Here is a 12,218-nt window from a genome sequence, read left to right on the forward strand (position 1 = left end):
GCGCCGAAGGCCGGGCATCATCGGCGTAGATCTCATCCGTTGTGCCAAGCGAGCTCTCGCGTCCGGACCAGTCTCGTGAGTGTCTCGTTGACCGGCGCGTCAAGCGCTACCCTGGCCGCCTGCACCGGGATCGCACCGTTGATGAAGCCGATCTCGCTGACCCTGCCGGATTCGACGTCGAGAAGCGCCGACGGTTTCGCCGCAGGCATCGCGGCACCGAACTCCTGGACGTGGGCCACTGGGTCGTTGACGTTGATGGCAATTCCGAGCGCGCGTGCAGTCTCCCAGGCCTCGCGCGCAGCAGACCGACTGACCGGTCCACATTCCGGATGCGTCATCACCTCACCGACGGTCAGGCCGGTCAATGCGCACGGAGCGCTGTAGGCCACGTTGCAGATGAGCTTCTCCCACTGCATTGCCACAATGTCCGGCACGGATTCGGTCGCGAAACCCGCTGCCCGCCAGGCATCTACCACGGGATCAAGCCGATCACGGGGTAGTCCGGCGTACGCACCCAGTCGCACGGCCTTCATCGCGTTGTGATGGACCTGCCCCGGCGCGGGGCGTGATGCGCCGAACCCACTGGCGATTCCGACCGCCAGGCGATCGGCACCGACCACGCCGGCGATCTCGTCGGCGGACCCGAGCCCGTTCTGGATCGTGACGACCACGGTATGCGGTCCGATCGCCCCGACCACGGTTCTCGCGGCGCCACCGACGTCGGCCGCCTTGACCGCGAGGACCACCATGTCGACCGGACCGACGTCGAGCGTCGTCGATGCCGACCTCACCCGTACCGTGTCCTCGCTGTCGGGTCCCGTCAGGGTCAGTCCCGATCGCGCGATGGCGGCCATGTGCTCGGCCGAACGATCCAGCATGTGGACGTCGTGACCACCGGCCGCCAGACGCGCAGCATAGACCGATCCCATCGCGCCGCATCCGACGATCAGGATGGAGAGTTTCTCCGCCACAGCGTCATCCCACCAATCTCGTGATCGATCCGGACAGTTCCGCCTTCGCCTCGAGGCCGAAACCCGGATGGTCGGCAGGCGTGACGGTCCCGTCCTCGATTGCGCAATCTGCGCTGTATCCGCCGAAAGGCTGGAACACACCGGGATACGCCTCGCACCCACCGAGTCCCAATCCGCCGACGATGTGCAGATTGATCAGATGGCCACCGTGTGGAACCGCATGCGCGCGATCGACGCCCGCCGAATCCATCAGGTCCAGCATGGCCCGGTACTCGGTCAACCCGTAGCTCAGACCGGCGTCCATCTGCAGGATGTCGCAGTCCGGTCGGATACCGCCGAAGCGCAGGAGGTTTGCCACATCCTGCCGGGAGAAGAGATTCTCACCGGTGGCGAGCACACCGTCGTACGCGGCGGCCAGTTCGGCAGTTGCCCCGTAGTCGAGCGGATCGACCGGCTCTTCGAACCACCGTAATCGGTAGGGCTCCAGCGCCTTTGCATACACGACGGCGGCCTCGCGGCCGAATCGGCCATTTGCGTCCACCGCAACGGCGGCGCCCGATCCGACGATCGACACCGCCTCGTCGATTCGCCTCAGGTCCTCGTCCAGCGACAGCCCACCGACCTTGATCTTGACCGCCCGGTACCCGCTCTCCAGGTACCCCGAGATCTCCGCACGCAGCGCTGCGATGTCGTCGCCGGGCCGGTAGTAGCCGCCGGCCGCGTACACCGGGGCCGCCCGCCTGGTGGGTGTCCGGCCGTCCGCGCGCGCGATGGTGGCATATGCGGGCTCGTCGGCGAGTTTGCCGAGCAGATCCCAGCAGGCCAGTTCGATTGCCGCCGCAGCGCAGGCGCGATCGCCGTGGCCACCGGGCTTTTCATCGGCCAGCGCGCTCCGCAGCACACGTTCGGGATCGAGAATCCCGGTGTCGGGGTCGAGTAGTTCATCAGAGGGTGCGTCGAGCACCCGCGGAATCATCCGGTCACGGAGAAGCCCGCTTTGCGCAAACCGCCCGATCGAGTTGAAGGCCACCCCGTATACCGGCACGCCGTGCCGCATCACGTCGGTGATGACGGCCACGAGCGAGACGGTGTGGCGGTTGAAGTTGACGACGGCGTTGGCGACCGAGCCCTCCAGGGGCACCGTTACCTCGCGGATTTCGACGATGCGCATCTCGTCCTCACGCGATCGATCGGCTGTGCTGTGACCAATAGACCTTTCGCAGTTCGCGTTTGAGTAGCTTCCCGCTCGGGTTGCGGGGCAGTTCATCGCTCAGGTCGATCGAGGTCGGGCATTTGTAGTGCGCAAGTCGATCCCGACAGAACAACGTCAGTTCTCCCGGATCCAACGGCTCCCGGGCGACGACGACGGCTTTCACGGTTTCGCCCCACTTCTCGTCCGGCACCCCGATCACCGCCGCCTCCAGCACCTGCGGATGTTCGAGCAAGACATTCTCGACCTCGATCGGATAGATGTTCTCGCCACCGGACACGATCATGTCCTTGATGCGGTCGCAGAGAAAGAGGTACCCGTCCTCGTCGAGGTAGCCGGCGTCACCCGTGCGGAACCAGCCGTCCGGGGTGAGCACCTTGACGAGTTCATCGGGCTGATTGCGGTATCCGCTCATGATGAGGGCGCTCCGGGTCCGCACCTCGCCGGTCACGCCGGGCGGGCATACCGAGCCGTCGATCGGATCGGCGACGACGAGTTCGACCCCCTGCACCGCCCGACCCGCCGCAGCCAATCTCACACCGCCTGCGCGATGATCGTCGGGCGTGAGAAATGTGATGGGGCCGCAGGTTTCGGTCATCCCATAGCTCTGCACCAGCTCACATCCGAAGATTGCCATCGCATCGCGCGCCGTGGCGGGTGCCATCGGCGACCCCCCGTAGATCAGAGTCCGCAGGCTCGGATACTCCCTACCCTGCGCGTCCGGGTGCGAGATCAGCATGTGAACGACGGCCGGCACCGTCAGAGCATGGTCCACACCGCCACCGGCGAGCACGTCGAGCACCGTCGACGGCTTGATGTCGGTGGTGTAGAGCGCTTCCGCACCGATACCGAGGCAATAGAAGAGCCAGCCCGTTCCCGAGACATGGAACAGCGGAGCCGGAATCATCACCGTGTCACCAGGTTTGATGTCCCAGGGCGCCGATGATGCGATGTTGGCCGCGATGGCGCGATTCGGGAGTTCGACTCCCTTCGCCCGGCCCGAGGTCCCCGACGTGTACACGATCATCGCCACGTCATCGGATTCCGGCGCCATCTCGGGTTCGGACGCCCGCAGCCCTTCTGCCCAGTCGTCGTAGGCGATCGGGGCGGCCTCTCCGACGATCACCCGCGTCACACCGTCACCCGGATCATCATGTCCGAGGAGCGGCAGGAATTCCGGTTCGACGACAACCACGGAAGGTGCGGCGTCGGCCACGGTCTCGGCCATCTCTCGACGGCTCAGCCGCCAGTTGAGTGGCACCCCGGCGGCTCGGACGTACGACGCGGCGACCAGCACCTCACCCCACACCACCGCATCCTTACCCAGAAATCCAACCGTGTCACCGGCTCCGATACCGAGATCATCCAGGCCGCAGGCAATCCGGGAACTTCGCCGAAACCACGACCCGAACGTGTGCGACCGGCCGTCGACGACGCCGATCGCCGGCTGCTCTGCCGCCACATCGGCCCAGTGCCGGAGCATGGCGCCGAGCGACCGGAGGTGATGCGCATCCATGGTGGCCTATCCCGGGTCAGGCGTTGATCTGGCGACGACGCTCCGCCGCGGTCCGTGGCGCATGCTCGACATCGCGTGGGCCGAAAGCGCGCAGCCAGCAGGCGAACTCCAGGAGGATCCCGTCAGGGTCCTGGAAATAGAACGACCGCACGTAGACGCCGTCGTGCATCTCGGTGGCGATCTGGCTGGGGCTGTCGTCGTGGTTGACGATCGGCCCCACCCGGACACCCGCCGTCTTGAGCGAACGACGGTAGTCCTCGAACCGGTCGGCAGGCACATCGAACGCGATGTGGTTCAGCGAGCTCACCGCACTGATCCACTCGCCGAATCCCGGTTTCTCCTCGGGAGCGGAGATGCCCGGCACGCCGTCCTGGGCATCGACGAACCAGAAGAACGCCAGCGAATTGCCGTTGCCGGCATCGAAGAAGAAGTGCTGACCCATTCCGCCCGGCAACTCCACCGTCTTGACCAGTTCGAAACCGAGCACATTGCTGTAGAAGTCGACCGTGCGCTGCATGTCGGAGCACACCAGCGCGACGTGGTTGAAACCGCGGACGTCGAACCTCGGATTGTCTGTCATGTCGTTTCTCCTCCGTGGACAGAAAACGAATGTAACATCAGATTCGTATCCTGTGAATAGGCCGCCCTCGACTCCTGGAGCGCCCCGATGGGCCAGAATGAATCCGTGGCACCACAGCAGACCCGGCCGACCAAGCGCGGCCGCGAGACCCTCGAGGCAATCCACACGGCTGCCCGCAAGGTGATCGCAGAGAAGGGCTTCCTGAAGACGACAGTCGCCGACATCGTCGGCGAGGCCGGAAAGTCGCCTGCATCCTTCTACAACTACTACGACTCGAAAGACGCACTGCTCGAACACTGGGCACGCGAGTTCCAGGAAGAGGCCCGCACCCGAGTCGAGAGGGCGATTCACGACTCACACCCCGATCAGTACGAAGAGATCGTCGCGTCGGTCCGGGCCCACTGGGAGACCTACCGCCACCGACTCGCCGAGATGGTGGGCGTCTTCCAGCTCGCGATGGTCAACGACGAGTTCGCGCGCGTGTGGGACTCCCTGTGCGGAGAACTGATCACGGTGATCGCCCGCGCAATCGGACGTGCACAGACCGACGGCTACTGCCCCGGCGTCGATGCGGAGCTCACCGCGCGCGCGATCGTGTCGATGCTGAACATGTTCTGTTACGACAGCCTCGCGAACGGCCGCGCAGCGGATGCCGACGACGAACGATGCATCAGCACTCTCGCCGACGCCTGGTACCACGCCGTCTACTGGAAACCCGAGTCCGTGTGAGATCCGGGTCTCGACGCTCACCGTCGAACCGGCTATGATACGAATCTGACATCAGGTTCGTATCCTAGGAGAGTTGCCGTGCCCATCGAGCAAACGTTTGTCGGTCTCGAATCCCCAACCGTCGGCCGTGCAGGCGCGGGCGGACATCCGTGCCAGGGCCTGTATCACACTCCGTCACAACGCAAGCCGCGAATTGCCGTGATGGCGACGCATTATCAGATCGATTTCTCCGAGCATTATCTCGCCGAGTATCTGGCACGGCGTGGCTACGGGTTCCTCGGCTGGAATACCCGGTTCCGAGGAGACGAAGCACATTTCCTGCTCGACCATGCCCTGGTCGACATCGGCGTCGGCGTACGCTGGTTACGCGAACAGGCAGGCGTGGACACCGTTGTGCTGCTCGGTAACTCGGGGGGCGGGTCGTTGATGGCCGCCTATCAGTCGCAGGCGTCGCAACCATCCATCTCAGCTGTCGCAGGCTCACGACTCGCCCGCGGCGTCGAGGATCTCCCCGCCGCCGACGGGTACATCTCGAGCGCGGCCCACCTCGGCCGGCCGGATGTGCTGACCGCGTGGATGGACGGCTCCGTCGTCGACGAGAACGACCCGCTGGCAACCGACCCCACGCTCGACCTGTTCAATCCCGACAACGGGCCATCGTATTCGACCGAGTTCGTGCGGCGATACCGCGACGCGCAGTCCGCGCGTAATCATAAGATCACCCGATGGGTCAAGGACGAACTCGCACGACTGGCAGCGGCGGGATACCACGACCGTCCCTTCTCGGTGTCCCGGACCTGGGCCGACCCGCGCATGGTCGATCCGACCCTGGAACCGACGAAGCGGGAGCCGAACCGGTGTTATGCCGGCACACCGGAGCGCGCCAACAAATCCGTGTTCGGGATCGCCTCGGCCACCACACTGCGGACGTGGTTGTCGCTGTGGAGTCTCGAGGATTCACACACCCGCGCCCACGCCCACCTGCCCCGGATCACGGTGCCCTCCTTGGTGGTCAACGCCAATCGGGACACCGGAGTGTTCCCCTGTGATGCCAACGCGATCCGCGATGGCCTGGGCGCAACGGACAAGACGTTCCACGAGTTCGACACCGACCACTACTTCCAGGAGAACAACGGCCGCGACGACGTCGCCGATCTCATCGACGCGTGGATCGCCCAGCGCTTCTGAGCGCGACGTGAACCGAATGGTGCACTAGGGCTGCATCAGTACCGATGCCGACGGATAACTCTCGGCGAAGCGGTCGGGCAGAGGTGCGATGAAGATGTTCTCGGTCCGGGTGCGACTGACCCGCCATCGTCCGTCCTCCTTGCGGAAGGTGTTGTTCAGACGACTGGATCGCAACAGTGATCTGCCGTCCGAGAACAGCCAGGGCTGCATGTGGACCCACTGCCCGTCCGCCTCGGCGCCGTCGACATGGATCTGTTCGGACGTGAGGTAGTGGACGTTGAGCAGGAGCGCCGGGTCCCGCTTCTCACCCCAGAACGCCTGGAAGTGCTCCCGGATGCCGTCTTTGCCCTCCGCCCGTCCGAATTGGCCGTTGTAGTACTCCCCGACGCCCTCCCAGACCGCGTCGTCGGTGTACAGGTCGAGAATGAGGTCGATACGCTCGGCGGCGTCCCGGACGCCGAATTCCGGACACGGGGTGTCGCACAGGAGCATGTACCGGGCCTGGATGCGTCGGATCTCGGCCTCGGCCTCCAGCACCTCGATACGCGCGGTCAATGCTGCGATGGCGTCTGCGGTCATTGTTCCAGAACCTCCACTACTGTCCGTGCCTGTTGTATCCACTCGTTGATGCGCGCGCCCGTCTGCCGGGAGGGCAACTGCCCCAGTCGAAGGGTCATCGAGTGGCCGCCCTTCGGGTCGCGGATGGGAAGAACCAGCGACCCGACATCGTAGATCTCGTGATCGTCAACGTCACGGAGACGGTAGTCAACCGATGAGCTCTCGATCGACGCGCGGATGCTCCGTTCCTCGGACGGCGTCAACCGACCACTTTCGTAGCGGCGGGTCGCTTCGCGCATCTCGTCATATGCCGCACTGCCCTCGGCCGGCAGGAACGAGATCAGGTAACCGTTGTCCCGGACGAATGCGAGTCGGGCACGGTGGACCGCCTTGACCGTCTCGTCGGCGCCGCGCAGTTTGGCGATCCAGCGTTCCTGGGCGTCGCCATCCTGATCGAAGACATACGAGTCGCCGATCGGCGGGACCATCGGAATGCGATGCGCGAGACCCTCTTCGCGATCGACACCGGCGCCGGTCACCGAGAGCACGGTGGCCATCTCGTCGACGCTGACGGCGGTGAAAACCGTTACCTCGCAACCGATCGACGACGCCAGTTCTTCGACCTGCGATCGGGCGGAGTGGGCAGCGTGAATGGCCGGCAGGATCTCGTGATCCATGCGCGCCATGAGTGAGGTACACACGAAGCTGCCATAGCCGCCCTGGAAGAAGAGCAAGGGCGACACGGGATTGGTGACCGCCAGATCGCGCACCTCGCACAGCGTGATCCAGTGATCACCGGCTTCGACCGTGTCCCACAGAGTGGTGTCGATCCAGGCCACGGAATCGCTCAGGACCGGGTCACCGGACGGCGATGGGAACCAGTCGATCCCGTCGAGCTTGTTCTCCCATCGCTGGGCGACCCGCAGGACGATGTCCTCCTGTTCGCCGCCGAGGATGTTGATGCACAACGACGAGCATTTCTGCATCTTCTCGAACGTGCGGGAGGTCTTCATCGGCATGAACGACACCAGCGGAGGGTCGAGGGACACCGAGCTGAAGGTTCCGACGACCATCGCCAGGACCTCTCCGTCGGTGTCGCGACCCGTCACCACCACGACACCGGTCGGGTAATGGCCCAGAACGTCGCGGAACAGCTTGGGATCGACTGCGGCAGGGGCGTTGACAGACATGGCTTCTCCTGGATTCACTGGACGTGTCGACGTCGCTGTCACGCGACCGAGCGACCTGATCCGGTCATCTGATGGTGCGAAGCTATTTCGTCACGTCCCTACAGCGGTAGGAGGGAAATCTTTACTGTCGCGGACGGTGCCGAGCGGGCAGACTGGGACTCACCGGAAAAAGGAGGAACGGTGAGCTCGGCCTACTCGACACAGCCTGTCAGTGACCAGGCATCCGCGGTGCACGAGAGTGTGGTGTCCGCGGAGTTGCTCGCGACGCAGGTGCGTGAGGAGATCATCCGCACCGAAACCGATCTGTCCGCGTGGGTCGAGCTGTCGACGACGTACCTCGACGACGCCCGCACCGAAGACCACACGCCCGGCCGACGGCCATTGCGCGGGGTTTCGGTCGGTGTCAAGGATCTGATCGACGTCGCGGGATTGCCCACGCGGGCGGGCTCGACGGTGACCTCGGATCGGCCGGCGGCGACAGATGCGCCGTGTGTCCGGCGACTGCGCGAGCTCGGCGCCGTGGTCCAGGGCAAGACCGTGACCACTGAGTTCGGCTACTTCTCCCCCGGTCCCACGCGCAATCCGCATGCACCTGATCACACTCCCGGCGGCTCCTCGAGCGGTTCGGCCGCCGCAGTGGGCGCCGGCGTCATCCCGCTCGCACTCGGGACACAGACCGCCGGATCGCTCACACGTCCCGCCTCGTACTGCGGGGCAGCCGGGATGGTGATGGCGCACGGCACAACCGACCTCGCGGGTATCACGGGGCTCAGCCCCTCACTCGACTCACTCGGATTGCTGACCCGTAGCGTCGCCGACCTCGAATACGTCTACACCGCATTCGCGGGACGGTCCGCCCGTACTCCGCAGCGCCGCATGGTCAATGGCGCACTGTTGTGGGAGGGCAGCGAACTCGTCGCCATCGACCCGCAGATGCGAGAGTTGCTCGACTCCCTCCAGGGAATGCTCATCAGGGCGGGCGTCGACTGCCGGCGTCTCGACTGGGACGACCATGTCCAGACCCTCGCCGATGATCACCTCACCGTCATGAGTCACGAGGCCGCCGCCACCCTGAACGACATCGTCGACGCGCACGGTGCGGCCCTCAGCCCCCAGTTGCTCTCACTGGTGGAGGACGGACGTCGAGTCCCCGCCGACGATCACGCCGCCGCCCTCATCCGTCGTGACAGGTCGCGCGAGTTGCTGTCCGAGATCCTGGGCGCGAACGCCGTCATCGTCGGTCCCGCCGCCCCCGGTCCGGCTCCGAAAGGTCTCGGCGCCACCGGTTCCCCTGTGCTCAGCCGCCCGTGGCAGCTCCTGGGTTGTCCCGTCGTGGTGGTTCCCGGCGCACGTACCGGCGACGGCCTTCCGCTCGGCGTGCAGATCGTCGGTCTCCCCGGCCACGAGGCGAACCTGTTCGAATTGGCCACCACGCTGGAGCCGCTGCTGCATGCATCGCCGGCCCGGTCGGCCTGAGCCGCCGCCCCTGAGAGAAGTCGATCACCATGGTCATCAAGCCCCGCCCCGTCACCCACCACCGCATGTTCCTCACCTGCTACGAGGACACGTTCAACTACGGATGGCATCACGTCGACCTGTTCGTCCACGACGAACTCGGACGTGAGGTCAACTGGGTGCACTGGACGGTCGAGGCCGACGGGCCCGAAGCCGCCGACGAATCGGTACGCAAGGAGGAACCGTGGCTGCAGCGCACGTCGGAATGGGAGCATCGGGTCAGTGCGGTCGGCATGAACTATTGGACCGCCGACGCCGCCTGGGATGACTAGGCCGGCCGGGATACCCTCGACACGATGACAGGGCGAGCGCAGCGACGGGAAATTGCCACCGATGACACAGGAACCAGCTGAGACCGCGGCGTCGACGGCCGTGTATGTCGTCGACGACGATCCCGCTCTGTGCGAATCGGTCGACTGGCTGCTGGGGAGTATCGGGATCTCACCACACATCTGTCACAGCGCGGACGAGTTCCTCGACGCGTACCGGGGTGACCATCCGGCCTGCATCATCCTCGACGTCCGGATGCCCCGGATGAGCGGTCCGCGTCTGCAGGAGAAACTCAACGAGTTCGCCCCGCACGTCGCCATCATCTTCGTCTCGGCGCACGGCGACATCCGCATGTCGGTGTCCACGTTGCAGGCGGGCGCTCTCGACTTCCTCGAGAAGCCCTACGACCCACAGCGGTTGCTCGACGCGGTGCAGGCCGGCATGGAGAAGGCGACCGAACGCTTCCACACGTATGCGCAGCGACGGTCAATCGAGGCCAAGGTGGCGTTGCTGACCCCGCGCGAACGCGACATCCTCGCCCTGGTCGTAGAAGGTCTGCCCAGCCAGAACATCGCCCGTCGTCTGGAGATGAGTGTGAAGACGGTGGACGTCCACCGTGCTCGCATCAAGAGCAAGACCGACGCCGACAGCATCAGCACCCTTGTGCGCGACATCCTGAGATTCGATGTGGCGGTGCCGACCGACACCGCCACCTGACCCCACCGCCATCTGTCCCCGGTGGATCAGTAATAGTCGAGCACCATTCGGGGCCCCTTGGCCCGCGACACACAGACGGCGATGACCTCGCCGGATTCACGTTCCACCTTGGTCAGCACATTGTCGCGATGTTCGGGATCGCCGTCGACGATCTGCATGATGCAGGTGCCGCAGATACCCTCCTGACACGAAGTGTCGACGTCACATCCGTTCTCCTCCAGCACTTCCACGATGCTCTTGTCGGCCGGCACGGAGTAGGTCTCACCCTCGAGTTCCACCTCGAACGCGGTGTTGCACTCCGCCGACGGCTGCGCGGTGGCGTGGAAGTTCTCGAAATGCACTGCCCCGGCCGGCACGAACCGCTCCGCCAGCGCGACGACCTTCGTCATGAAACCATCGGGACCGCAGACATATACGTGGGTCCCGTCGACCGCCCGCGCCAGGGCGGATTCCAGCAGGGCGTCCTGTCGGTCACGTGCGACGCCGACGTGTGCGTACAACTTCTCCGGGCATCGATCACGCAGCAGCGGAAGGAATGCCGCGTCTTCTTCGGTCCGGGAGAAGTAATGCAGTTCGAAGCTGATGCCCTCGACGTCCATGTACCGTGCCATGCTCAGCATCGGCGTGATGCCGATGCCCGCCGCCACCAGGACGTGGTGAGAGGCGTCGGATCCCATCTCCAACAGATTGCGGGGCTCGCTGATCTTGAGTGCGTCGCCGACCTTCACCTCGTGCAATGCCACCGAGCCGCCGCGCGAGTCGGTCTCGCGTTTGACGGCCACGGCGAACGACTCGCGTCCATCCGGTCGGCTGCAGAGCGAGTACTGCCGCGTGATCGCGGTGGGTCCCATGACGTCGATGTGGGCACCCGGCGAGTACGAGCCGATCGGCGTCCCATCGGGTTTGGACAGATAGAAAGTCTTGACTGTCGGTGTCTCCTGGACGACGTCCGAGACGATCACGTCGATCAGCGACATGGTTGTTCTCCTGATAGAACGGACTGGGTCAGCGAACGTAGAGCCCGCCGTTGACGTCCCAGCAGGCGCCGGTGACGAAGTAGGCGTCGTCCTTGGTGAGCAGGGCGACCATGTCCGCGATGAACGACGGACTGCCCAGGCGACCGACCGGGATGCCGGCGATCACGGCATCGAGTCGGTCCGGCGGCACGGTCGCCTTCACCACGGGCAGATCGTGCGGGCCGGGCGCGACCGCGTTGACCGTGACACCGCTGCCCGCGAGTTCGCGAGCGAAGATCTTGGTGACGGTGAGGATCGCACCCTTGGAGGCGGCGTAATGGGCGCCCGTTGCCGTGCCGCCGTTCTGGCCGGCCAGCGAGGCCATGTTGACGATGCGTCCGTAGCCGCGCTCGGCCATCGCGCCACCGAACACCTGGCAGCCGAAGAAGATGCTGTTGACGTTGGTGTTGAGCACCTGGGTGAACTCGTCCTCGGCCAAGGTCATCAGATCCGCGGCCTGGGTGCGCGCCGCGTTGTTCACCATGATTGTCGGTGTCCCCCAGAGGGTTCGGCACTCGTCCAGCGCGCTCTCGAAGTTCGCCTTGTGGCCGACGTCGAGCGTGATCGCCCGCGCCGTGGAGCCGTCCGGCGAGAGCTCGGCCGCAATGTCGCGCGCGGCGTCCACAGCGATGTCGGTGAGAAGGACGCGATGTCCCTCGGCGTGCAGCCGCCGGGCGATGTGGCCGCCCATTCCGCCTGCCGCGCCGGTGACGACGGCGATCCCCGATGTCGACGGTGCTGATGTCATGGGATCACGC

At 65.2% G+C, this 12,218-nt stretch carries 13 protein-coding genes; 5 read left to right on the forward strand and 8 right to left on the reverse strand.

Going from position 1 to position 12,218, the window contains the following annotated elements; all coding sequences use genetic code 11:
• Positions 1-32: 32 nt before the first annotated feature.
• Genes ACPXCG_RS15615 through ACPXCG_RS15630 form a run of 4 tightly spaced genes read right to left on the reverse strand, consistent with a single transcriptional unit; the run spans position 33 to position 4,277 of the window.
• Positions 33-971 (reverse strand): ketopantoate reductase family protein, encoded by a 939-nt coding sequence (locus ACPXCG_RS15615; RefSeq protein ID WP_425792904.1) that lies wholly within the window; start codon positions 969-971, stop codon positions 33-35.
• A gap of 4 nt (positions 972-975) precedes the next feature.
• Entirely contained in the window at positions 976-2,142 is a 1,167-nt protein-coding gene (locus ACPXCG_RS15620; protein WP_425792905.1) for an enolase C-terminal domain-like protein, read from the reverse strand.
• Positions 2,143-2,149: 7 nt separating this feature from the next.
• The gene (locus tag ACPXCG_RS15625; RefSeq protein ID WP_425792906.1) at positions 2,150-3,697 is read right to left on the reverse strand and encodes an AMP-binding protein; all 1,548 of its coding nucleotides are present in this window, start codon (positions 3,695-3,697) and stop codon (positions 2,150-2,152) included.
• Positions 3,698-3,713: 16 nt separating this feature from the next.
• A complete protein-coding gene (locus tag ACPXCG_RS15630) occupies positions 3,714-4,277 on the reverse strand; it encodes a VOC family protein (protein ID WP_425792907.1) in 564 nt (187 codons plus the stop codon).
• A gap of 87 nt (positions 4,278-4,364) precedes the next feature.
• Between ACPXCG_RS15630 and ACPXCG_RS15635 the strand changes: the two genes are divergently transcribed.
• Both ACPXCG_RS15635 and ACPXCG_RS15640 read left to right on the forward strand, forming a co-directional pair.
• Complete coding sequence (locus ACPXCG_RS15635; protein ID WP_425792908.1) at positions 4,365-5,006, forward strand: TetR/AcrR family transcriptional regulator; 642 nt, start codon at positions 4,365-4,367, stop codon at positions 5,004-5,006.
• Positions 5,007-5,084: 78 nt separating this feature from the next.
• The gene (locus ACPXCG_RS15640) at positions 5,085-6,194 is read left to right on the forward strand and encodes an alpha/beta hydrolase (RefSeq protein WP_425792909.1); all 1,110 of its coding nucleotides are present in this window, start codon (positions 5,085-5,087) and stop codon (positions 6,192-6,194) included.
• A gap of 24 nt (positions 6,195-6,218) precedes the next feature.
• Here ACPXCG_RS15640 and ACPXCG_RS15645 read toward each other — a convergent pair whose 3' ends face one another.
• Both ACPXCG_RS15645 and ACPXCG_RS15650 read right to left on the reverse strand, forming a co-directional pair.
• Positions 6,219-6,773 carry a nuclear transport factor 2 family protein gene (locus tag ACPXCG_RS15645; RefSeq protein WP_425792910.1) on the reverse strand — a complete coding sequence of 185 codons (555 nt, stop codon included), beginning with the start codon at positions 6,771-6,773 and terminating at the stop codon, positions 6,219-6,221.
• A complete protein-coding gene (locus ACPXCG_RS15650) occupies positions 6,770-7,942 on the reverse strand; it encodes a flavin reductase family protein (protein WP_425792911.1) in 1,173 nt (390 codons plus the stop codon). Before ACPXCG_RS15650 ends, ACPXCG_RS15645 begins: the two co-directional genes overlap by 4 nt.
• Positions 7,943-8,122: 180 nt before the next feature.
• Between ACPXCG_RS15650 and ACPXCG_RS15655 the strand changes: the two genes are divergently transcribed.
• The 3 genes from ACPXCG_RS15655 to ACPXCG_RS15665 all read left to right on the forward strand — a co-directional run bounded on the left by ACPXCG_RS15655 (position 8,123) and on the right by ACPXCG_RS15665 (position 10,444).
• Complete coding sequence (locus tag ACPXCG_RS15655; protein WP_425792912.1) at positions 8,123-9,418, forward strand: amidase; 1,296 nt, start codon at positions 8,123-8,125, stop codon at positions 9,416-9,418.
• A 29-nt stretch (positions 9,419-9,447) separates the two neighbouring features.
• A complete protein-coding gene (locus ACPXCG_RS15660; protein WP_425792913.1) occupies positions 9,448-9,729 on the forward strand; it encodes a hypothetical protein in 282 nt (93 codons plus the stop codon).
• 61 nt (positions 9,730-9,790) lie between these two features.
• The gene (locus ACPXCG_RS15665; protein ID WP_425792914.1) at positions 9,791-10,444 is read left to right on the forward strand and encodes a response regulator transcription factor; all 654 of its coding nucleotides are present in this window, start codon (positions 9,791-9,793) and stop codon (positions 10,442-10,444) included.
• Positions 10,445-10,470: 26 nt separating this feature from the next.
• Here the strand turns inward: ACPXCG_RS15665 and ACPXCG_RS15670 are convergent, their stop codons facing one another.
• On the reverse strand, positions 10,471-11,421 hold the full coding sequence (locus ACPXCG_RS15670) for a PDR/VanB family oxidoreductase (RefSeq protein ID WP_425792915.1): 951 nt from the start codon (positions 11,419-11,421) through the stop codon (positions 10,471-10,473).
• A gap of 28 nt (positions 11,422-11,449) precedes the next feature.
• Positions 11,450-12,208 (reverse strand): SDR family NAD(P)-dependent oxidoreductase, encoded by a 759-nt coding sequence (locus tag ACPXCG_RS15675; protein WP_425792916.1) that lies wholly within the window; start codon positions 12,206-12,208, stop codon positions 11,450-11,452.
• Between the last annotated feature and the right edge of the window lie 10 nt (positions 12,209-12,218).

Source organism: Gordonia sp. DT218 (assembly GCF_049847105.1).
Classification (GTDB): Bacteria; Actinomycetota; Actinomycetes; order Mycobacteriales; family Mycobacteriaceae; genus Gordonia.